We start from the raw sequence: 20,430 nt of genomic DNA, 5'->3' as shown, positions 1-20,430 counted from the left end.
TCATTACGTGTTTGGCGCAGAGGTCGCATAAGGCGCGAAATGCGAGCGCGACTCATCAATGTTGAGTTCGCGGCCAATCGGCGGAAATGCGCGCTGCGGACAATCCAGCCGTTCGCAGACCTTGCAACCCATGCCGATCGGCGTCGCCACCGCCGGATCGATGTTCAAGCCTTGCGAATACACGATGCGTTCGGCTTGGCGCACGTCGCACCCCAGCGCCACCGCGAACGTTTTCGTCGGTGCGCCATAGCCGCCCTGCCCATGCGACACCGTGCGCGCGATCCACAGATAAGTCCGCTCGTCCGGCATCCGTTTCCGCGAGCTACCGGCCTACCTTCCCGCGATCGAGAACTTCGCGAGCTTTAGCAGGCACATCATAGAAGCCGACCCCGCGCGCATGGGCGCAACCGTATACGTCGGCGGCTACCCGTCGCTGGCAACGCAGCAGGCGCTGCGCGTTCTCGCCGATGCCGTACCGGCCGGTACGCCGATCTTCCACTGGTCCGACATCGATCCGGACGGGACCTGGATTTTCGAACCATCGAACTGGCGGTCGGGCGCAGCATCAGACCTCACCTCATGATACCCGAAATCGCGGAAGCGCCCCCTCGTTGAAGGCTTCTCCCGTGCGGTGCCCGCCCGAATCCGGCATCGCCATGCTGGCCGCCTGTCTGGCTGGCGACACAGTGCTGATCGCACTCGTCTCCGCGAGAATTCCCTGCAAACAGGGAATTTTTCAGGGAATTAGTCGATTTTTCGATGCGAACGAGCCTTCATTTATGCTTTCTCCGCTAAAATTTGGCCGATTTGGAAGAATTCCCTATTCTGCGATCAGGGAATTTTGGCGCCGCCATCAGGGAAACGTCCTCTTCAGATCAAGAAAAATTGGCGCGGATGTAAGCGCTGAATTCTGACACGCTTGAATAGGCTATTGCGGACGCGATCTGTTCTCGCTCTCGATTTGTAGATGAGGAGAGCGAGATGTCGAACGACAAGCGGGTGTGGAGACGTCAGGGCGAGGACTTCTGGCGGGCACACCATGAGGCGTGGAAGCGTAGCGACTTGAATCAGCGGCAATATTGCGAGTTTCATAATCTGCCACAGAAGGCATTCGAGAACTGGCGCCAGAAGTTCAAAGCCGAACCGGAGCCGTTGCAACGCAAGTTGCTCTACCGGCGGCGCCCCTTAAGTCCTCCCCTAAGTCCCCCCGTTGGTCCGCCTTTAAGTCCGGGGGACTTATCCCTCCTCGCGGTCAGAACGCCCATTGTTCCGCGGCCACGCGAGGGGCATCGCCGCCGGTTCAGCGAGGCAGACAAGGCCTCGATCCTGGCAGAGGCCGCGCGACCAGGGGCGAGCGCCAATGTGGCGCGTCGCTATGGCATCGATCGTCGCGTTCTGCGCCGATGGAAGCAAGATCTGGCAGCGCCGGCGTTTGTCACCGTGCGGATTAGCGATGACCCGCTGTCCCGCCCGGCATCTGCCGATATGGAGGCGCTGTCATGACGACCATGCTCCCGCCAAATGTGAAGGTCCATCTGGCCCTAGGCTTCATCGACATGAGGAAGGGCATCGACGGCCTCGCCATGCTGGTGCAGGGCGTGCTGCACCAGGATCCGTTCACGGGCCACTTGTTCGTGTTCCGTGGACGCACCCGGGCCAACCTGATCAAGATTATCTACTGGGACGGCACCGGCTTTTGTCTCTTCACCAAGAGGCTCGAGCAAGGCATGTTCCTGTGGCCGCCGAGCATGAAGGTGGACGAGACGCTGTCGCTGACCTCGGCCCAGTTGTCGCTACTGATCGAAGGCGTCGACTGGCGCGCGCCGGAGCAACGATGGCGTCCGGCAATCGCGGGCTGACGCTGCGGCTGATTGACTCGATGAGACAATCAGTGCGGCGAGAGCGGCGCGAGTCGGTTAATCTTCCTCGTCATGGAGATCGATCTCGCCGCTCTGCCGAACGATGTGGGGACACTGCAGAAGCTGGTGCGCTCGCTTGCCGCAGAGCGCACCAGCCTCAGCGAAGCGCAGGCCGAGATCAAACGGCTCAACCTCATCATCAAGAAGCTCCAGCGTAGCCAGTTCGGCCGGCGGGCCGAGCAGCTTGATGACGATCAGCTGCGGCTCAGTTTGGAGGATCTCAATGTCGATCTTGCACGGACGGAAGCCAGGCTTCCGCCATCGCCCGCCCAGGGCAAGACGACGAAGACACAGGGCGAGCGGGCGAGCCTGCCCTCCCATCTTGAGCGCGAAGATGTTCGGCTCGACCTCGATCATCAGACCTGCCGTTGCTGTGGGGGCAATCTCCATCTGATCGGCGAGACCACGAGCGAGATGCTCGACCACGTACCAGCACGGCTGCGGGTCATTCGCATTTGCCGGCCGCGCTACGGCTGCCGGGCCTGCGGGACCATCCACCAGGCACCGGCTCCGGAGCGCCCGATCGCCAAGGGCCTCGCGACGGCGGCTCTTCTGGCTCACGTGATTGTCTCCAAATACTGCGATCATCTTCCCCTGTATCGACAGAGCCAGATCTTTGCCCGGCAGGGTGTCGAGTTGGATCGTTCGACCCTGGCGAACTGGGTCGGCGGCGCCTGCTGGTGGCTGGAGCCATTGCAGGCAAGGCTCGCCGAGCACGTCTTCAACTCGCAAAAGCTGTTCGCTGACGACACGCCGATCCCGGTGCTCGATCCTGGCCGTGGGCGCACCAAGACAGGCCGACTGTGGGTGTACGCTCGCGATGACCGGCCCTGGAATGGACCTGATCCGCCGGCCGCTCTCTATCTTTACAGCCCCGATCGGAAGGCGGAGCGTCCCGCCTCGCATCTGGCGGCGTTCAGTGGCGTCGTGCAGGTTGACGGATACCCCGGCTTCGATCGGCTCCGCGAAGGTGGCCGCATCGAACTCGCCGGCTGCTGGGCTCACGCCAGGAGAAAGTTCTACGAGGTGCAACAGGCGACCGCGTCGCCGGTCGCAGCCGAGGCGCTGCGACGCATCGCTGAACTGTATGCGATCGAGACATCCATCCGCGGCCAAACCGCCGCTGCGCGGCAGACCATGCGCCAATCAGCGACCAGACCACTGGTTGCTGCGCTGAAGGCCTGGCTCGACCAGCAGCTCGCTCGACTCCCACCCCGCGGCGGCCTCGCCGATGCCATCCGCTACGCCTTGAGCCGCTGGGACGCGCTTTGCTGCTTCCTCGACGACGGCCGCATTGAACTCGACACCAACACGGTCGAACGCGCGATCCGTCCCGTTACCCTCGGCCGCAAGAACCATCTGTTTGCCGGATCCGATGGCGGCGCAGCACGCTGGGCGACGGTCTGCTCGCTCATCACCACCGCCAAGCTCAACAATGTCGAGCCATTCGCCTATCTCAAGGATGTGCTCGAGCGCATGTCCAACGGGTATCCGATGAACCGGCTCGACGAAATCCTGCCCTGGAATTGGCGGCCTTCCAACACCCTCCACTAAGCCCACGTGTAAGGAATTGACGCTTACGCGCGGATCAGATACCTCGCGAACCTAACGGCACGTCGGGGGCTGGGAACCATTCACGCATCGGCCTATTGTAGCCCTTACATTGCCCTTCGTTGCTGAGGAGTCGGAGCGTATGCAGCGTTTCCTGAGGATTGGAATCGTCATCTCCCTTTTCGCAACCGTTTGTGCGGCATCGGCCAACACATCGGCCTTCGCGCGCGGCGCCGCACCTAGCATCATGAATTCGCCGGGCTATCAGAGAGCGCTCGAAGAATCGCGTAGGCGTTATCGGCTGGAGGTTCAGCCTCCGGTGCGACCGCAGCCGACTCACCCGCGCAAGAAGAAACGGCATCGCACCCATCACCACTGAACTGGCAAGCGGCAAGCGCCTATGGCACCGCGCCGACGCCAATGCCAACGCCGCCGCCAAAGCGGATGCAGCTGTCCGAGCCTGGCATTCGTACGAAGCCGGGCCCGAACTCGGAACAGGCAGAGCGTTGTGGACGAGCCGGCTTGAGAGGCTGATACTGAGCCGCTCCTTTCAGACGTAAGTGGGGCCTTCTTCGCTCGTTTTGCTGCGCCTGTGCTGCAGACATGAGTATAATCGAGAGCCCGACGACTGCGATGTGCTTGATGATCGGTATGAACGAGGCGCGCATCGTGGTTCTCGCATACATCTGAAAATAACATCATTGGACAAGCCGCAGCGAATAACCCTTCGGTTAAAGCTCCGCGGTTATCGAATCTCAGCGCCCCAGCTTCGGGCCGTCTTCACGATCCAGTCTATATATAACGTCAAGGGTGTAACGCCGGTGAGGCCGCCGCAGCCGACCGAATTGTTCGCAGCCGTGGACCAGCTCACCACGCCGGTGATGACGCTGCGACCATCTTGATCCTCAAACGCGGGCGCGCCCGAGTCTCCGGTGCAGGCACCCATGCCCGCGCTTTTGTTCTGGGTTTGCGGATCCACCAGCCGCACCTGCAATGTGCCAGGCTGGCCAGTGACGGCGAGCGGGGCGGCGCGAACAGTGCCGACACCAGCATCGCTGCCTGCGACTGTCGATCCGATGCCGACAACCGTGAAGCGGGAAACCGGCGTGAAAGGAACGCGCGGCACGCCAACAGGCGCGATGGACTTGCCGGGCATCGGCGCGGAGAGACGCAGCAGAGCTACATCTGCAGTTGCACGATGGGCACCGATGGATTTGGCATTGTAATTCGGATGAATAGCAACCTGCTTCGGCGCGATCAGCGCAGGCGGCTTTGATGAGTAGTCGATTGCGCGATTGGCAGCGCTCGGAGCGATACAGTGCGCAGCTGTTAGGATGATATTGGGCGCGATCATCGCACCGGTGCAGACACCGCCGCCCGCAGCAACCACCGTGACGATAGATTGCGCGACGCTGCTGCTAGGCGCGGAGCGGCTGCCGGTGATAGCGTAGGCCTGTGGGACAAGCAAAAACAAGCTGATCGCACCGGCGATTGAGCGAGACGCTATAAAATGCATGGGCAAGAGATGGTCCCAGGCAGGGTCGCTGTCAACCAGATTTGGTTGAAAAGCCTGCTCTCCGTACTCTCGCACGCTGAGAAGGAATGACCGACCTAGCAGGCCGGCCAATCGCCTCTGTTAACGGAAAAGGGCCATCCAGGACGAGGGAGATAAAAGCATCCTTCATTCGCATAACAAACTCCGGCTGCCTTTTACTAAGATATTCGGCTACGGGCGGCTGTTCAAACAGCGGCTTAAAGAAAGACCAGGCAATTACAAACTCAAGCGAGGGGTCGCCGAAAGCGGACTTTCGGTCTTTATTTGGCGCAGACTTTTGCATAAGCAGGCGTGGAGCGTCTGAAACTCCAATGCGTATGAGTATTGCGCGGAACTTTGTATCGGCCATCAATTGTCGGCCGGCCTCTATCGCAACGATCACCGCCTGGCGATTTCTCTCGAAACGATCCGCCGCCTCTGCCCTCGCTGCCGCTCTTACAGCTCTCATTTTCGTTCGGGGCATGACGCCCGGTTCATTCATTGGACAGCTCCAATTTTTCTCGGGCGCAAAGCTCAAAAAACGGATCAAGCGTTTCAGCTCTGAATGAGCTCAGTCGGTCGTAGTTCTTGCCGCTCACTGTGAGCCACGCACCATGGGGCAATAACATGTACGGCAGTATGAAATAGTCGCGAACCTTCGTCCCGACGAAATCCGCTCTCGCAATGATAAAAACGTCTGGCTTCTTCCGTGACCTATAGCCGAGCTGCCACTCGCAGGTGCCCGGCTTGCTCGATTTCTTTGTTCTGCCAACGCCAACGGAAACTGTAAATTCGTCGTTTATTCTTGGTTGAAACAGGAAATTATCGATGGAGGTCAGCGCACCACGGCTTGGCAACTCCTCCATAATCCTTCGTTTCATTTCACGACGTATCGATATGTTGCAAAGTCGATGTTGGCGCGCCCTGTATCCGATGAGACCGTATGCCTGAGTCAGGCTGCCAAATCTCGCCTGGAAGCAATTTACCGACGGAGCGCCCTCCCAAGCCAAAATGTGGTCTATTTGGAGACAGCCGTGTTTGCACCAAAGCGAAGAAAGCAAATTGAGCATAAACGATGTCGAATAACGCACCTTGATTTCATCTAGCCGGTCTTGAGCTCGCTGAAATTCTTCGGGCGTGACAATCGCTTCATAGGCCCCCACGCCGCGCACCCAAGCGCTCTTCGGGTTTCGCTTACACTTGGCGCCAAGTTTCCTTGACGAGCGGTTGTAAACACTATTGCCCATGTATTTTTCATTGGTAAGAAGATCCCTGACCGACGTCCAGTACCACGGGTGACCACTCGCACTCATCGATCCGGCGCTGTTCAGAATATCAGCGATCTCATTTGGCGTTTTTCGCTCGTTCAGAAATAGACGATAGACTTGGCGAATCAGTTTGACCTCATCAGGATTTCCTGGCGCTAGGATCGTGTGCTGACCGTGCACACTTTTTCGATCGCCGAAACCAAGGTCAGCGATCCTGTTCTTGGCTCCATCGACCAAGACGCGCTTCAGCCCGAATCCTGGGGTTGATCCGATTCTAAATCCAGCGCGAACAATTCTGCTTTGTCCTTGAAAAACCTTTGTAGAGAGTTCGCGACTATATTCGCCCGCCATGGCACGCTTCAGGCTTTTGAGGAGCGCTGCGTTGATGCTCCCATCGTTCTTAAACTGCTCTGCGCAATACTCGACGGGAACTCCTGACGACCGACACACGAATTCATAATGCGCGCTTTCGTCACTGTCCTGAAATCGTCCCCATCTGCTGACGTCGTAAACCAGAATTTTCGCGAAATCGGCCGCGCCAGACACCACATCGCTGAGCAGTTGCTTCAGGCCGGAGCGCTTTTCTATGCTGAGGCCGCTCTTTGCAGAGTCTTCGTATCTTTTGACAATATGGAGACCATTTTGGGCGGCATAGATTGATATTGCCGCCTCCTGGTTCGCGATGGAATACTGCTGCATGTCGGTGGACATGCGGACGTACTGCGCGGCTCTTTGTTCAAATGGTAACATGACCGACGATAGCCGATCATTTCTCAACGGGTCAGAAACCCAACGCCGGGCTATCGACACAAAGTCTCAGCGACTAAAACTCGACTGATCTTCAAGTTTGCTTCGGTGCGGGTTGACATCTCCCATCTAAGGATTATAGTCCTATTTTGGATGAGGAGATCGGAATGAGACCTGATCGCATTGATATCCGCTTCTGGCCTCTCAGGGTGATGGTGTCGGGCGAGCGGGCGATAGCCGCCTTGCGCTGGCCGCTTGCGATGGTGCTGGTGATCCTCGTGCTCACCCTCGCCGTTGTGGTGGGGCTGCGCGTGTATGTTGCAACCAAGTTGAGATGTCACGATTTGTGCAAAGTAGAAATATCATAGGGCGGCCTGTCAGGGGACAGGAGACGGCGCCGCGCCGACCATCGTATCGGAGCGGCGCCGTCCTCTGCGGGAGGATTTTGGGGCTGAGTTGCTGGCTTCGTTCATCCGCAAGGTCCGGTTCTTCATAAGACCGGACTTCTGGCTTGATCGGCGCGGGCCCTTCGGAACAGTGTTGAAGCGAGGTTGACTGTCTTGCCGCTCCTTGATCCAGGCAAGAATCTCGCCGAGGCGCTTGTTCTCGACGATGGCGGCATGACTGACCCGCTGTAGCTTGTCGAAGGCTGTGTAGGGCAATGATCTGCCTTTCCAGCGAACCTCGAGCCGTCCATCCGGAAAGTCATAGATCTCGACCATCTTGCCGCGCAGGCGAACTGCCAAACCCTGAGATCTTAGCGTCAGCTTCATTTGATTGTAGTTCACCACCAGCTGATGCGAGACCTTGCGCTGCTCACGCCAGCACAGAACATCATCGAGATCCTGACGGGGGTCGAGCACGCGATGGAAGTCTTGTTCACGGGCGGGCGGCTTGGCAAAGCGGGCATTGTAGTGAGCGACGAAGCTGGGCAGGAAATCGTTGCCCGCATCGATCGTGCTGATGCCGGCGAGCCGCAGCTCCTTCACCAGGCGATCCTGCAACGTATGGTGCGCACGCTCGACGCGGCCTTTGGCCTGGCTGGTATTGGCGCAGAGAATCTCGATGTTGAGCTCCGATAAGGCCCGTCCAAATTGCGTCATTCCGTTGCCGCTGACCGCGTTCTCGTTCGACACCCGAAAGATGGAATGCTTGTCGGAGTAGAAGGCGACCGGCTTGCCGTGTCGACCAAGATAAGCCTTCAGCGCCTCGAAATACGCAAATGTGCTCTCCGAGGCGACAAAGCGCAGCTCCATCAGTCGGCTTGTGGCGTCATCGACGAACACCAGCAGCGTACAGGGAGCCGCGCGATCCTCGAACCAGCGATGCTCCGAGCCGTCGATCTGGACCAGTTCGCCGACATGCTCGCGGCGGTACCGAGGCTGCTGAATCCGCTTGCGCTCGGCCCGCGATACCCAGATTCCTGCCTGCCGCATCCAGTTGCGCAGCGTCTCCCGCGAGACCTTGAGATCATGACGCTCCTCTAGCTTCTCGGCCGCCAATGTCGGTCCGAAGTCGGCGTAGAGCTGGCGGACCAGAGCGATCGCGTGATCCCGCACTTCGTCGGACAACCGGTTGTTCGAGGGGCGGCCACGGCGCTGGTTGGCGATCGCTGAAGCACCGCCTTCGCGATATCTGCTCAACAGCCGATACGTCTGCCGCGGTGTTACGTTCATCAAGCCGGCCGCAGCGAGGACGGTCAGTCTATCGCTATCCAGCCGTGCCAGAACATCAAGACGGTTCAGCTCGCGCTTGCTCATCAACACTATGCCCATCGAAATGACAGCCTCCAAGGTCCCCAAAGGGACCAGAAACTGACATTTGAACTTTGCTCAGTGCTGACATTTTAGCTTTGCTGCTACAGTGTAGATTCGCACATCAGATGTTATGGAACCTGCGTCGAAGTAACCACCAGGACGTCCCTGTCTGTCGGGGCGGTATACTAACTCCAGGGGACGCCATTGAGCCCTCAGGCTTCCCATTGGCGCACAAACCCCTTCTGCTAAGGGCATGAGACGCTTCAAGCAGTGGTTACGCAGCCTCTGGGCCGGTACGCCCCCGCCCCGTGCTGCGCCGATGCCCCCTCAGGCCGGCGCGGATCTGGAAGAACTCAAAGCGTCTGATCGAAACAGGCGATCCGCGCGACCCGCAAATCCTCGAACAGATCGCAGCCCGCCTTGGCCAAACCGACCTGTCGGCCCTTTCGCGACGCGACTAACCAGTCGCTGATTGTTTACCGCTTTAAAAGCGATGGACTTGAACACGCGACCCTCGCGCATACATCACGTCTTGCACTCATTATCGCTGGACACAGCCATGAAACTTTCCCTCGTTCAGGAACAGGCCATCACTGCGCGCATCGCTCTCGTGGTTGGCGCAGAAGAGTTCGATCGCCTGTTTTTGGGAATCGCCTTTAGTGAAGTCGAAGGGGATATTCTTTTCGCGCATGCCTATGACGATGACTGTGCCGCTGAAATCGAGGACAAGTATGCGGAACATCTGGCAACTCTCGCATCCGGAATCCTTGATCGGAAGATTGGCATCGTGATGGTTTTGCCGAAAGTTACGTCTCACTAAAACGAGAAATCTCACCCCGCTGAACGGTGGTTGGATGGGCGATCCGCAGGTTCGATTTCCGCGACGCGGCGCGCAACGGGGAATTGCAAGAGCTGATGCAGAGTATCCTGCACGATCACATGATTGCCAAAAGGACGGCTTACGAAAAAGAGCGCGGGAAGCAAATCCCGCGCTCTTCCTAGATCTCGCTGAACCAGGCGGAAGACCGCCCTATCCGGAGCTCGATTGAGCTTAGCGGGCGGCCTCAGCGAGGTGACAGCGCTTGGAATGAGACACTGGACCACCTCCTTTCGTGATTGACGATATTGGAAACGTAATCAGTTCTGCGGAGAAAACAAGAGTTTCGCATCGAAGCTGCAAGTCTGCCCTAGCGCATCGCCTTCCAGGTTTCGCCGCGGATTGCCAGCATGACATCGGCGAAGGGCGAAAGCGTGCGATCGGCCTTCGATGCGGAAAGAGCTTCGACCGCACCCCAATCGATCCTCACGGTACCGTCGCTGTCGATAACATACAGCATTGTTGCTTGCTGCGAGGCTTGTTGAATCTTGAGCGTCTTAATGGACTTTGGTCCATCGTCGGCCTGCGCGCTTGCCGTGACCATCACTTTCAGCAGTACAACCACGAACAAACGCATTCTGCCCTCCCTTGATCCTGGAGTCGATTTCAGTCTCGAACGCCTGGCCGGTACCGTGCCATCAGAAAGCGGTAAGTCATCCAGATCAAAAGAAGAATGATAAGCACTCGAAAACCCAAAATCGAAATGGCGTTCGGTCCCAGCCAGAACACCAGAATGCTCCAGCACGAGAGCCAGAATGCGACTGCGAGGAACGACGCCGGTAAAAAGGCTCTTGCCCGAAACTGCAACACGCCCGCTGCTGTCGATACAACAGCTCCGATGTTGGGATGCCAGAACGTCATCGCGATTGCACTCAGACCATGGCGCTCAAGCTTGCCCTTGGCGTTGTCAAGCGGCTCCTGCAATCCAAACGCGATCAGGATGCGATACCAGCCGAATCGTCCGATATAGAAGTTAGCAACATAAGCAGTCCATATCCCGATAATCGCAAAGACAGCGACTTTAGCCACTTGGCCAACATCGTCACTGGCCACGATCAGCCCGAGAAAAAACACGATCGATCCTGGGAAATACAGACCCGCAATCAGGAGGCCCTCGATAAACGAGCTTACGATGATAATGGCGAGACCAAAGCGGCTGAAATATTCGCGCGCGATCTCGATCACACGTTGCTCCGGTGGCAAATCCAGTATGATCCACACACCGTAAAGCAGACAAGCGAACACCGCGATTGCGAATGGCAATAAAAGAACTCGATACTGAATGCTCAATTATCGTGTCTCAATGATTTGCGTTCTATTGCCTCACGTATTTGAATGCAAAAGCTCTCAAGTTCGGAAGCAGAGATGTCGTTCAAATGTAGCATCAATTCAAGCTTCGTCATCTCTAAAAGCTGAACCGCAACGGTAACGTTAGCCGTCCTGAGGACACTGATCTGGTGCTCAATCACGCTAATCGCCGCCGCCAGCTCTTCAAACCCGTCCCTCAAGATGCTTTCCTTCCGCAAGTACCCCACATGACGTGCGAGAAATCCACTCACTCGTCGTCGCCACCATTCCAAACAAATCCGCAATCTGGTGCACAACACGGTGCACTTTGCGCGATTCGACTCCCCCCAGTTCTCGGCTGGCCGTTGCATCGACCAACAAGGTCACTACATGATTATGATGAAATGCATCGATCACGGTTGATAGGCACGCGACTTCCCCCGAGAAGCCCGCCAGTACAAAGCGGCCAGAACGTTGCGAGATCGCATCATCGAACCAGGTACTGCTATAGCAAGACGGCCGACCTCGATCGAAAACCAAGTCTTCGCGGTGAGGTGTGAAGCCTTCGATCCATCCGTGATCGTCCGTCGAAGGATGAAAGAATGCACCCGGGCCGCTCCAGCGCGCGAATGCCACCTGCAATCGCTGCGATCTTGCGTGCCTCAACGCTCTAAGACAATTTCCGACAGGTCCCGCAGTGTCGAGCGTTGGCATGGTCTGAAGGTGCGCCTGTTGCATGTCGAGCAAAACCAGCGTCGTTTCACCAAACGAGCGCCGGTGCGCGTTAATATCGATGATCTCGGTCATGCCACCGCGACAGACGTACGCGCGCCGCGTTTTGCTGAATGGTCCAGGATTCCGGCAGTGTGCCAGAAGCCTTCAGGCCTGATCAGGATGTGCGGATCTGAGTCTATCGCCAGCGCGGTCCCGTCAGGCTCCGTTGTGCGGAAGACCTCAACATAGTCCATGTCCGAGAACTGGAAATGACGCGAGCTATTGTTGGCGAAGAATCCGTGGCGTTCCCAAAATGCAACCAGACGTGTTTGAGAATGGGCATAGAATTTCTGATAGCCCTTTCTCTTGCAGAGCGCGATGGCCGCATCCACAATCTGGCTGGCAACCCCCGACAGCCTCGCCTTCTCGAGCACCGCCAGTCGCTCGAATTTGACAAAGCCGGCAAAGTAGCGGATTCGCAAACACCCAACCGGCTCTTTGCCAAAGTACCCGATCAAATGACTCGCAGAGAAGTCATTCCCGTCGAACTCCTCATCATACGGACATTCCTGTTCGCCGATATAAACAGCGCTCCGCACTGAGTACACGCGTGCCAGATCTTCCATTGTCCTTGCAACAGACACCCTTGTCTTTGGGCTCGAGTCCGATCCGCGAAGGGCGCCATCGGCGTCCGATGAGCCACGCGCGAATATAAAGAGCTCGGATGACACCTGATTGTCGTATTCGGCACCTTTACGAAATCCAACCGCTCCGAGAATGCGAGAGCCATCTTCGGTCGCCGCTTTGGCGTAGATGTCGCAGTCCGCGAGCAAAGGTGTTGAGAACTTTTGAAATACAAGGGGAATGCCCGCTGCCATGACACCGCGCGCATATATAGCCCAAACATAGATGCCAGCCGGTTTTTCGCTTTGACGGGCGAGATACTTGTGATCCGGGTTGCGAGTGTCCAGGGAGCCGTCGAGCAGTTTGATCATCCCCTCGTGATTGAGGGTCAGTACGGCAAGAAATCCATCCCCTGCGGGAGCAGCTAGATCGAACCGATGCCGGCTGCAGATCGCCCAGAAGGAATCGGGGTTGTGCCGTACGGCGTTGTGAACAATCTCGTCTGTTGTGAGGCCCTGAATATGCTTCCGCGCCCTGGCGAGCAGCGCGCTGATTTCGGCCGCGGCAGGTGTGAAGATTACAAGCCGCTTTGCCAAATCGGGTAGCCCCGATCGGTCAAGCCTGTGATTGGTCGATGACCTTTGAACAGCGTCTGAGCGCTTCGATGACGTGATGGGATTGAAGGCCATACCTAGCCTCTGGTTGTGGAGCGAGAATGATTCTGCAATTATTAGAAGCCGAAACGGGGCTGTGGGTATGTACTCGGATAAGAACAGGGGTGTTCTGACAGGCGAACACCCTGGTAAAGCTACTGAATTACCGGTGGACTGGGACGCGGTCCGGATATTTCTGGAGGTCGTCCGGCGTGGCAGCCTGCGCGCCGCCGCTGAGCAATTGGGCGTGTCTGTCAATCTGGTTAGGAGCAAAATTTCAAAGCTCGAGGACCAATCCAAACACCCTCTCATCACCCGCCATGTCGATGGAATTCGCGTCACTGCCGAGGGGCAGCATGTTCTGGCCGTGGCTAAGCAGATGGAAGCTGCCGCATTCGGGATCCAGCGGGCCCCTACCCACGCCCGTCCCGAAATCGTCGGCGAGGTAAAATTAGGTGTCACCGAGGGGCTCGGGACATTCTGGATAGCGCCACGGCTGATTGAGTTTCAACGGGCCTATCCCAAGCTTCTTGTGGATCTCAAATGCGAGATGCGATCCGCTGACGTCCTACGGCTGGAAGCCGATGTATCGGTACAACTCGACAAGCCGGAGAATCCCGATCTGAAGGTCTTGAAGATCGGCAGACTTCACTCGATGCCATTTGCCAGCGACAATTATATTTCAATCTATGGATTGCCCAAGGGCGAAGACGACATCCGTGAAAATCACCGGATTGTCATGCAGGTTGCCGAACAGACGAAAACTCTTGCACTGTACAAGCAGCACTCAAAAGGCAGGCCGCAAGTGGGTTTTGTGGCGATGCGCACTAACGTGAGCAGCGCTCATGTATGGGCGGTTGCCAAGGGCGCCGGCATAGGTTGGCTACCGACCTACGTTCCCGCGATCGTCGGCGGCCTCGTTCCACTGGATATCGGCATTCAATTTCAATTTGATATTTGGTTGACCTATCATCCCGATGTGAAGCGTATTCCAAGAGTAAAGAAACTAATCGACTGGACCATCGAAGCCTTTAATGGCCGGAATTTTCCATGGTTCAGGGATGAGTTTGTTCATCCAAGTGAGCTACCTACTCAGTACAAAGGCGAGCCGCTCGCCAATCTGTTCGCGGGCTTTACTCAGTCCACCACCTTAAGAACCGCTCAATCAGTGTAATACAACTCATCGGAAACGACCGTGGCCCCTCGGGAAACTAGCGACATAGACCGCACGATCGGCGCGTTGGTACGCGCGCGGCGGATCTTTCTCGGCGTCACGCAAACCGCGCTTGGCAACGAATTGGGCCTAACATTCCAGCAGATTCAGAAATACGAGAACGGCATAAATCGAATTAGCGCTGCGCGGCTAAAGGAAGTTGCAGAGGTACTCCGGGTGCCGCTTGGCTATTTCTTTCAAGACAAAGATGTTTCAATAAGCGCCGATCATCCTTCACCCATAGATCTATTATCAACAGCGTTGAACCTGCGGATGCTCCGAGCTTTCTCACAGATATCAGATCCTGAACTGCGAGAGGGACTGGTCAAGCTCGTTGAATCTACCGTCTTGCAAGATCAGCCGCAGAAGTAGCACGTAATTGGAACCCAGCCGTCGAAAGAAATGCCCGACATTATTTCTTCTTTCGCTGTCTCTCAATCTCTTCCGGTTCTTTGTTGTCGACCTTAGTAAGATCAGTTGAGGCGTCTTTGTGCACACGCAGTAATTCGTCGAGCTTGGCATGGATGGCTTGCGTGTCACGGTGTTCAGAGCGTTGAATCAACAGTGTCATTAGCCACGTTGCTAAAGTTGCTACGCCATGAAGATCGAGGCTTTCGCGGTCGACGATCGCCCAAATGCCTGCATAGATAACCACGATCAGGAAGGCGAGCGGACTCGCCGTCAGAACGCCGAGCTTTGTTAAAGCAGATGAAATTGCGTTTCCCATAGATCGTACCAATGCATGTCAGTAACGAACGAATTTCATAACTTGTAGTTCCTTAACGGCCTGTGGAGCGGAACTTAAGACCTTGTTCCTCTGCTCGGACTATAGGGATGATGCTATCGCATCCAAGTTGCTAAAGCCCTTTGGAGGCTTGAGCCCGGAAGACGAAATCCAGCGGTCCATCTCGGAAGCAGGTCGGAGTTGGCTCGCTCTTCCGTGTCCCAAGGTTGCTTATTGAACATGTGGGGCCGATCCCGCACCGAAACGAAACTCACTAGTCCGATCGTCTGCATTTTAGCTTTTAGCTGGGGCCTCTCTCGTGAGCATCGTGTTGCTTCAATACATTGATGCTACGAGAGAGCGCAATCTTCATTGCTGGCTAAGCACGCAGTGGTTTCATTCTTATCGCTCGCGGAAGGCTTTATTCATCTGATCGGTGAACGGCTTCATCAAGTACGATACGGCTGTTCGTTCCTGCGTTGAAACAAAGACTTCGGCAGGCATTCCCGGGACGAGCCGGATTCCGTTCATTTGAGACAACGCATCCGAGGTCAGTTGCACGTAAGCAACGTAATGCTCTTGGCCGGTCGAAGGGTCGCGCGCCGACGCAGGCGATACCATGACAACCTTGGCTTTCATTTCCGGCGTGGTATTGCGATTAAACGATGTTAGCCGCACTCGGGCAGGCTGACCTTCCCTGACCTGATCGATATCGATGGGCGATATTCTGACCTCGAACTTCAGTTCCGCGCTTTCGGGAACAATCGTCGCAATTTTTGCGGCCGGCGTGATCACGCCACCCACGGTGTGAACGAACAGCTCATTAATGTATCCGGAGACCGGCGCCCGAATTTCGGTGCGCGACAAACGATCTTCGATCGCAAGTTTGCGTTCGTTCAATTCGGCTATACGCGCATCGACAGTGCGAAGATCACGTTGAGCTTCCGTACTTGCATTTTGATCAACGGCGATGATTTGAACTTTAATTTCACTTGTACGAACCTTCGCGCGAGCGATGCCGGCTTCAATTTCGCCGCGTTCTCCGGAAATCCGGGCCCAATCCCTGTGTGCCGAGTAAACGCGAGCATATTCGACAATCTTCTTCTCAAAAAGATTCGCGAGTTTTTCCCGTTCGTCGCCGACTAGCTTGATTTCCTCGAGCTTTGCGGCGAGCCGAGACTCCATGCCGTTAATCTCTTCGCCGGTCTGGCTGATACTGAGTTCAAGCTGCTCTTTCTGGCTATCCCTGCCGCGCTTGTTGCCTGCGAATAGCCGCATCTCCCCCTGCATGACCGCATCAGCTGAACTTGCCATCCCCTTCAGCTCATCAGGGAAGGCAATTGAAGGCATACTGTCCCGCTCCGCTATCAACCGCGCTCGGCGTCCGAGGGCCTCGGCCAGCTGTGACCTTACAATCAGAAGCTCCGCCTTGACCTGAACGTCGTCAAGGGTCGACAAAATTTGCCCTTCTTTGACCAGGTCACCCTGCCGTATGGAAAGCGATTTGATGATACCGCCATCCCGATGCTGAACTTCCTTGAGATTTTGATCGACCTTGACAATTCCGGTCGCGATAACCGCGCCCTCGAGGCGAGCCAAAGCCGCCCAACCACCACAACCTATTACGAGAAAGACGACGAGAAGCAATCCAGCAGCAACCCTTGACCAAAGCGAGAAAGACTCAAGCTTGGCAATGCTTGAGCTTGAGCCCTGGTTTATGATGTTCGTCATGGTGACCTCAAAACACAATACGATGTTGGTCTACGAAATGCCTACAACGACTTCGAGCTTGTGGTAACCGGACAGTTCTATCGAATAGAACTCTTCCGAATCGGGCCTGTCATGCACTTCGATGAATGTTCGATCATCATTATCGAGCTTCTCGAAACGAAAGCGGATTGGACGGTCACGATCATCCGACAGATAGATGCTGTCGAACAGGTCCCCGACCGCCTCCGATACGTTGTCGCCCTCGCGATATCGAATTTCATAGCTTGCCGCGATAATGCGGTCGCCGACCGTAAAATCTGTAATTTTTCTGACAAGGTCTGGCTGATGATCATCAGTCGGTCGATCAAATTGGAAGATATCGTTTCCGTCGCCGCCGGTCATAGAGATGGAGGATGAACCGGCAATCAGCCGGTCATCACCCTGACCGCTGATGATCCTCTCGAAACCGGCAATCAAATCCCTACCAATTTCGAAGCTTTCGGCGCGGCCTCGGCCAACATCGATCCTAATGCTTACGGTGGCAGAGGAATAGTCTAGAGTATCTTCGCCGAAATCTCCGGAATATATATCGGAAACGCCGTCGATCGCAGCCAGAACGTAATCGTTGCCCTCGCCACCGTAAACGACGTCCTTGCCCTCGCCGTCGGAAATGACGTCATCACCTTGATCACCGTAAACGGTGTCGTCGCCTGAGCCAGCAAGAATGATGTCGCGATCTGCGCCACCGCTGATCCTGTCGTTACCTTCGCCACCGTCGATAGTATCTTTGCCATCGTCTCCCTGGATAACGTCATGACCCATCCCGGCGAAGATCACATCGGCACCTTCTCCGCCGGAAATTAGGTCATCACCGTCTTCGCCGTTGATCGTGTCGTCGCCCTGCTCCCCGAACAGGCGATCATCGCCGCTGCCACCGAAAATGATGTCATTTCCAGTTCCGGCAAAAACGATGTCGTTTCCGGCTCCAGCGTGAATGATGTCGTTGCCAGCGCCGGCAACGATATGGTCATCGCCATCGCCGCCAAAGATCACATCGTTACCATCCCTGGCAACGATATTGTCATTCCCTGCCCGGCCATCGATGACATCGGCACATTGGGTGCCCAGCAAATTGTCATCGCCGTCTGTTCCGACAATTGGCGGTGCTTCAACGACTCTGAAGTGGGCGGTTTGTTGAACGATCTCCGCACCGTCGGTGATATAGTAGGTGAGTATAACGTCTCCGAGCATTCCCTTGTCAGGTGTATACAGCCAGCCTCCACCCTCGGCCAACGTGAGTGTCCCCGACGATATAGACACATCGCGCAATGCGAGTGGATCACCATCGGCGTCTGTCGTCCCCTGCAACAACGCCAGAACCGAGATCAAGTACGCGTGACAGCCGACCAGATCCTGTAACTGGACTGGCCCGGAAGTTCGCGGCGCGCGATTGCGCGGAGGATCAGGATTAGGCGGTTGCTTTGGACCCTGATCGGATCCGCTGCCACTGCTGCCGCCACCACCACCTCCACCACCACCACCACCACCAGGGTGAGAAGTATCGCCGTTACGAGCGGGTGTAGATTGATTCTCGTTGGCGGGACGTCCAGGATCGCTGCCCGACCCTACGTCCGTACGTGTGAATGAGTGACGCCTTTGAGCGCTAAACTCCATGGCTGGAGAATCATTGGCAAGAAACTGTTCGACTGCTTGCGGCGCAAGCCGGAGCGCGATCACGTTGTCTGACGACTTTGCCTTAGGATCCAATGAGCCTGTAACGATCTCCTCGTCCATTTCAGCCTCGGAGGCAACGCCCGCAACATCGGGCGCAGGCGCTTCCTGACGATCGTCACTATCCCGGAGCGATCTGGCCTGATCAGATTTGGATTCAGTAACCTCAGAGCGAACCGGAAGGAAGCTTTTCAGGTATGCCGCACAACCGGTGAGAAATAGCAGAAACGCCAGAGGTATAATGCTCTTTTTCTGCTCCGGCTGATCGTAGTATTCGCGACCCTGCTGCTTCTTTGGAGATTCCTTGATTGCTTTTACCTTGATCATGCCGGCCGCCTCATCTTGAGCCCGTCAGGCCTCGCAGACGACGGCAGGCCGGGGGTCATAATGTCCTGTTTTTTACCGAAAGCGACCATTCGACCGTTCTGAACGACGGCAACAAGATCGACGGCGACGAGTGCGCTGGGCCGATGCGCGATGACTATAGCGATTCCGCCGCGCTTTTTAATGCCTTCGATTGCTTCGGTAAGCGCGCTTTCCCCCTCACCGTCCAGATTCGAGTTGGGTTCATCCATGATGACGACAAAAGGATTCCCGTAGAGCGCGCGCGCAAGCGCGATGCGTTGTCTTTGACCAGCCGAAAGCGCTGTTCCATTCGGCCCGAGCTGCGTTCGATAGCCTTCTGGCATCTTTACGATCATGTCGTGTACGCCGGCAGCTCTCGCCGCTTCGATGACTCTTTTGTAATCGGGCGCCAGCTCGAAGCGCGATATATTTTCCTCGATTGTCGCATCCATCAGGCTGACATCCTGAGGCAGATAACCGATGTGCTGGCCAATTTCATCTTCGCGCCATTGAGCGAGCTCGGCGCCATCGAGCCGCACACTCCCGCGTAGGACGGGCCAGAAGCCCGTGAGAGCGCGCACCATCGTCGTTTTTCCGCCAGCACTCGGCCCAATGATACCCAAAGCCTGGCCTGGCGTCAGATCAAAACTGATGTCGCTCAGAACGACCTGTCCGGAGCCCGGAATTGCGATGGTGACTTTGTCGACCTGAAGGCTGCAATGTGGGGCCGGAAGCTGCATCGGCTCCTCGACGGCGGCCAAGGCGATGACTGTCTCACGCAATCGATGATAGGCCATACGGGCCGCCACAAAGGATTTCCAGTTCCCGATCGCGAGATCGACCGGTGCCAGTGCCCGACCCGAGGCCACCGAGCAGGCGATGATCGCTCCGGCTGAAAGTTCACCTTTGATGGTCAGATAGGCACCCAGTCCAAGGAGGCCTGATTGCAACAGCATGCGCGAAACACGCGAGATAGCTGCAAACGTTCCGCTGATGTCGTTCGCTTTCGTCTGCAATTCCAGGTGTTCGCCGTTTGCCCGATTGAAGCGATCTACAGCCCGGCCGGAAAAACCCATCGCCTTCAAGATTTCGGCGTTACGTGCATTGGAATCCGCGATTGAATTGCGAACGATTGCCGCCCTTCGTGTCGAAGTATTCAGGCGCTTGGTCAGAATTTCGCTTACAACGGTGAGAGCCGCAAGAAATATAGCCCCCGCAAACGTTAGCGCGCCGAGCAGCGGATGAAGAAAGTATATGAACGCTAGATAGAGCGGCATCCAAGGAAGATCGAATAGTGCGCCCGGCCCTTGGCTACCCAGAAAGCCTCGCACCGTATCGACATCGCGGCCGCGCTCCAGCGCTTCAGCTGTTGAGAAGCCGAATCGCGGCATATCGATCGCTACTCGATGCGCCATTGGTGCAATTTTCTTGTCGAGTCTTGCCCCAACCCGTACCAGAACTTGCGACCTGATAACATCGAAACAACCTTGAAACAGATAGAGACCTATCGCCAGCGTCGATAGAACAACAAGTGTCGGGACACTTCCGCTCGTCAAGGCGCGATCATAAATCTGCATCATGTAGAGCGAGCCAGTGAGCGCGAGAATATTGATCATTCCCGAGACCACGAACAGGAAGAGAACAATGCTCTTGAACCCCTGCGTTAGTTCGCTGAGGTTCTTCCGCTTTTCGGGCGTTAGTTCTTTGGACTTGACCATCGACTCTACTCACTAACTGAAGGCATTTTGAAACGGATTGGGGGCGATGCCCCCAATC

Annotated in this window: 20 protein-coding genes and 1 pseudogene; 8 read left to right on the top strand and 13 right to left on the bottom strand. The window is 56.4% G+C overall.

Going from position 1 to position 20,430, the window contains the following annotated elements; translation table 11 throughout:
* Nucleotides 1–3: 3 nt before the first annotated feature.
* Nucleotides 4–312: pseudogene (locus HMPREF9696_RS20220) on the bottom strand (short-chain fatty acyl-CoA regulator family protein); the annotation flags it as partial.
* Between the two features lie 85 nt (nt 313–397).
* Between HMPREF9696_RS20220 and HMPREF9696_RS22090 the strand changes: the two are divergent.
* The 4 genes from HMPREF9696_RS22090 (at nt 398) to tnpC (ending at nt 3,473) form a co-directional block, all read left to right on the top strand.
* Nucleotides 398–583 (top strand): toprim domain-containing protein, encoded by a 186-nt coding sequence (locus HMPREF9696_RS22090; protein WP_002714915.1) that lies wholly within the window; start codon nt 398–400, stop codon nt 581–583.
* A 398-nt stretch (nt 584–981) separates the two neighbouring features.
* Nucleotides 982–1,503 (top strand): IS66 family insertion sequence element accessory protein TnpA, encoded by a 522-nt coding sequence (gene tnpA / locus HMPREF9696_RS20210; protein ID WP_002711357.1) that lies wholly within the window; start codon nt 982–984, stop codon nt 1,501–1,503.
* Entirely contained in the window at nt 1,500–1,859 is a 360-nt protein-coding gene (gene tnpB, locus HMPREF9696_RS20205) for an IS66 family insertion sequence element accessory protein TnpB (RefSeq protein WP_002711356.1), read from the top strand. Before tnpA ends, tnpB begins: the two co-directional genes overlap by 4 nt.
* 72 nt (nt 1,860–1,931) lie before the next feature.
* Nucleotides 1,932–3,473, top strand: coding sequence for an IS66 family transposase (gene tnpC, locus HMPREF9696_RS20200; RefSeq protein ID WP_002711355.1), 1,542 nt, complete (start codon nt 1,932–1,934; stop codon nt 3,471–3,473).
* Nucleotides 3,474–4,215: 742 nt separating this feature from the next.
* Here tnpC and HMPREF9696_RS20195 read toward each other — a convergent pair.
* Together HMPREF9696_RS20195 and HMPREF9696_RS20185 are read right to left on the bottom strand one after the other, a co-directional pair.
* Nucleotides 4,216–4,986, bottom strand: a complete 771-nt coding sequence (locus HMPREF9696_RS20195; RefSeq protein ID WP_002714912.1) for a S1 family peptidase — start codon at nt 4,984–4,986, stop codon at nt 4,216–4,218.
* 512 nt (nt 4,987–5,498) lie between these two features.
* Nucleotides 5,499–7,022: a recombinase family protein gene (locus HMPREF9696_RS20185; RefSeq protein WP_002714911.1), complete on the bottom strand. Its 1,524-nt coding sequence runs from the start codon at nt 7,020–7,022 to the stop codon at nt 5,499–5,501.
* Between the two features lie 164 nt (nt 7,023–7,186).
* Between HMPREF9696_RS20185 and HMPREF9696_RS20180 the strand changes: the two genes are divergently transcribed.
* A complete protein-coding gene (locus tag HMPREF9696_RS20180) occupies nt 7,187–7,387 on the top strand; it encodes a hypothetical protein (RefSeq protein ID WP_002714910.1) in 201 nt (66 codons plus the stop codon).
* 9 nt (nt 7,388–7,396) lie between these two features.
* On the opposite strand, the gene HMPREF9696_RS20175 is transcribed toward HMPREF9696_RS20180, so the two are convergent.
* Nucleotides 7,397–8,794: an ISNCY family transposase gene (locus HMPREF9696_RS20175; protein WP_002713063.1), complete on the bottom strand. Its 1,398-nt coding sequence runs from the start codon at nt 8,792–8,794 to the stop codon at nt 7,397–7,399.
* 541 nt (nt 8,795–9,335) lie between these two features.
* Between HMPREF9696_RS20175 and HMPREF9696_RS20170 the strand changes: the two genes are divergently transcribed.
* Nucleotides 9,336–9,596, top strand: a complete 261-nt coding sequence (locus HMPREF9696_RS20170) for a hypothetical protein (protein WP_002714909.1) — start codon at nt 9,336–9,338, stop codon at nt 9,594–9,596.
* A 367-nt stretch (nt 9,597–9,963) separates the two neighbouring features.
* On the opposite strand, the gene HMPREF9696_RS20165 is transcribed toward HMPREF9696_RS20170, so the two are convergent.
* The 5 genes from HMPREF9696_RS20165 to HMPREF9696_RS21090 are packed head-to-tail and all read right to left on the bottom strand — an operon-like array spanning nt 9,964 to nt 12,967.
* Nucleotides 9,964–10,230: a hypothetical protein gene (locus HMPREF9696_RS20165; protein WP_002714908.1), complete on the bottom strand. Its 267-nt coding sequence runs from the start codon at nt 10,228–10,230 to the stop codon at nt 9,964–9,966.
* A 29-nt stretch (nt 10,231–10,259) separates the two neighbouring features.
* Nucleotides 10,260–10,943 (bottom strand): DedA family protein, encoded by a 684-nt coding sequence (locus HMPREF9696_RS20160; protein ID WP_040301680.1) that lies wholly within the window; start codon nt 10,941–10,943, stop codon nt 10,260–10,262.
* Nucleotides 10,940–11,161, bottom strand: a complete 222-nt coding sequence (locus HMPREF9696_RS21865) for a hypothetical protein (protein WP_081602426.1) — start codon at nt 11,159–11,161, stop codon at nt 10,940–10,942. The genes HMPREF9696_RS20160 and HMPREF9696_RS21865 overlap by 4 nt, the downstream gene beginning before the upstream one ends.
* Complete coding sequence (locus tag HMPREF9696_RS21445) at nt 11,145–11,747, bottom strand: isochorismatase family protein (RefSeq protein WP_002714906.1); 603 nt, start codon at nt 11,745–11,747, stop codon at nt 11,145–11,147. Before HMPREF9696_RS21445 ends, HMPREF9696_RS21865 begins: the two co-directional genes overlap by 17 nt.
* A complete protein-coding gene (locus HMPREF9696_RS21090) occupies nt 11,744–12,967 on the bottom strand; it encodes a GNAT family N-acetyltransferase (protein ID WP_002714905.1) in 1,224 nt (407 codons plus the stop codon). The genes HMPREF9696_RS21445 and HMPREF9696_RS21090 overlap by 4 nt, the downstream gene beginning before the upstream one ends.
* Before the next feature lie 67 nt (nt 12,968–13,034).
* Between HMPREF9696_RS21090 and HMPREF9696_RS20145 the strand changes: the two genes are divergently transcribed.
* Together HMPREF9696_RS20145 and HMPREF9696_RS20140 are read left to right on the top strand one after the other, a co-directional pair.
* Entirely contained in the window at nt 13,035–14,105 is a 1,071-nt protein-coding gene (locus HMPREF9696_RS20145) for a LysR family transcriptional regulator (protein ID WP_002714904.1), read from the top strand.
* Between the two features lie 21 nt (nt 14,106–14,126).
* The gene (locus HMPREF9696_RS20140; RefSeq protein ID WP_040301676.1) at nt 14,127–14,516 is read left to right on the top strand and encodes a helix-turn-helix domain-containing protein; all 390 of its coding nucleotides are present in this window, start codon (nt 14,127–14,129) and stop codon (nt 14,514–14,516) included.
* Nucleotides 14,517–14,556: 40 nt separating this feature from the next.
* On the opposite strand, the gene HMPREF9696_RS20135 is transcribed toward HMPREF9696_RS20140, so the two are convergent.
* The 4 genes from HMPREF9696_RS20135 to HMPREF9696_RS20120 all read right to left on the bottom strand — a co-directional run bounded on the left by HMPREF9696_RS20135 (nt 14,557) and on the right by HMPREF9696_RS20120 (nt 20,372).
* Entirely contained in the window at nt 14,557–14,871 is a 315-nt protein-coding gene (locus tag HMPREF9696_RS20135) for a low affinity iron permease family protein (protein WP_002714903.1), read from the bottom strand.
* 399 nt (nt 14,872–15,270) lie between these two features.
* Nucleotides 15,271–16,599 (bottom strand): HlyD family type I secretion periplasmic adaptor subunit, encoded by a 1,329-nt coding sequence (locus tag HMPREF9696_RS20130; protein ID WP_002714902.1) that lies wholly within the window; start codon nt 16,597–16,599, stop codon nt 15,271–15,273.
* A 30-nt stretch (nt 16,600–16,629) separates the two neighbouring features.
* The gene (locus tag HMPREF9696_RS21440) at nt 16,630–18,636 is read right to left on the bottom strand and encodes a calcium-binding protein (protein ID WP_002714901.1); all 2,007 of its coding nucleotides are present in this window, start codon (nt 18,634–18,636) and stop codon (nt 16,630–16,632) included.
* Nucleotides 18,633–20,372 (bottom strand): type I secretion system permease/ATPase, encoded by a 1,740-nt coding sequence (locus HMPREF9696_RS20120; protein ID WP_002714900.1) that lies wholly within the window; start codon nt 20,370–20,372, stop codon nt 18,633–18,635. The genes HMPREF9696_RS21440 and HMPREF9696_RS20120 overlap by 4 nt, the downstream gene beginning before the upstream one ends.
* Nucleotides 20,373–20,430 lie beyond the last annotated feature (58 nt).

The sequence above is a fragment of the Afipia clevelandensis ATCC 49720 genome (assembly GCF_000336555.1).
Classification (GTDB): Bacteria; Pseudomonadota; Alphaproteobacteria; order Rhizobiales; family Xanthobacteraceae; genus Afipia; species Afipia clevelandensis.
Note: the sequence above shows the minus strand (reverse complement) of the source record. Positions and strands in the feature narration are given on the sequence as shown.

What these genes read in the sequence shown, in the direction of transcription:
- HMPREF9696_RS20195 (WP_002714912.1), bottom strand. Translation starts at nt 4,986, where the DNA reads ATGCATTTTATAGCGTCTCGCTCAATCGCCGGTGCGATCAGCTTGTTT.
- HMPREF9696_RS22090 (WP_002714915.1), top strand. Translation starts at nt 398, where the DNA reads ATGGGCGCAACCGTATACGTCGGCGGCTACCCGTCGCTGGCAACGCAG.
- HMPREF9696_RS21090 (WP_002714905.1), bottom strand. Translation starts at nt 12,967, where the DNA reads ATGGCCTTCAATCCCATCACGTCATCGAAGCGCTCAGACGCTGTTCAA.
- HMPREF9696_RS20180 (WP_002714910.1), top strand. Translation starts at nt 7,187, where the DNA reads ATGAGACCTGATCGCATTGATATCCGCTTCTGGCCTCTCAGGGTGATG.
- HMPREF9696_RS20145 (WP_002714904.1), top strand. Translation starts at nt 13,035, where the DNA reads ATGTACTCGGATAAGAACAGGGGTGTTCTGACAGGCGAACACCCTGGT.
- tnpB (WP_002711356.1), top strand. Translation starts at nt 1,500, where the DNA reads ATGACGACCATGCTCCCGCCAAATGTGAAGGTCCATCTGGCCCTAGGC.
- HMPREF9696_RS20130 (WP_002714902.1), bottom strand. Translation starts at nt 16,599, where the DNA reads ATGACGAACATCATAAACCAGGGCTCAAGCTCAAGCATTGCCAAGCTT.
- HMPREF9696_RS20170 (WP_002714909.1), top strand. Translation starts at nt 9,336, where the DNA reads ATGAAACTTTCCCTCGTTCAGGAACAGGCCATCACTGCGCGCATCGCT.
- HMPREF9696_RS21440 (WP_002714901.1), bottom strand. Translation starts at nt 18,636, where the DNA reads ATGATCAAGGTAAAAGCAATCAAGGAATCTCCAAAGAAGCAGCAGGGT.
- HMPREF9696_RS21445 (WP_002714906.1), bottom strand. Translation starts at nt 11,747, where the DNA reads ATGACCGAGATCATCGATATTAACGCGCACCGGCGCTCGTTTGGTGAA.
- HMPREF9696_RS20120 (WP_002714900.1), bottom strand. Translation starts at nt 20,372, where the DNA reads ATGGTCAAGTCCAAAGAACTAACGCCCGAAAAGCGGAAGAACCTCAGC.
- HMPREF9696_RS20185 (WP_002714911.1), bottom strand. Translation starts at nt 7,022, where the DNA reads ATGTTACCATTTGAACAAAGAGCCGCGCAGTACGTCCGCATGTCCACC.
- tnpC (WP_002711355.1), top strand. Translation starts at nt 1,932, where the DNA reads ATGGAGATCGATCTCGCCGCTCTGCCGAACGATGTGGGGACACTGCAG.
- HMPREF9696_RS20165 (WP_002714908.1), bottom strand. Translation starts at nt 10,230, where the DNA reads ATGCGTTTGTTCGTGGTTGTACTGCTGAAAGTGATGGTCACGGCAAGC.
- HMPREF9696_RS20135 (WP_002714903.1), bottom strand. Translation starts at nt 14,871, where the DNA reads ATGGGAAACGCAATTTCATCTGCTTTAACAAAGCTCGGCGTTCTGACG.
- tnpA (WP_002711357.1), top strand. Translation starts at nt 982, where the DNA reads ATGTCGAACGACAAGCGGGTGTGGAGACGTCAGGGCGAGGACTTCTGG.
- HMPREF9696_RS20175 (WP_002713063.1), bottom strand. Translation starts at nt 8,794, where the DNA reads ATGGGCATAGTGTTGATGAGCAAGCGCGAGCTGAACCGTCTTGATGTT.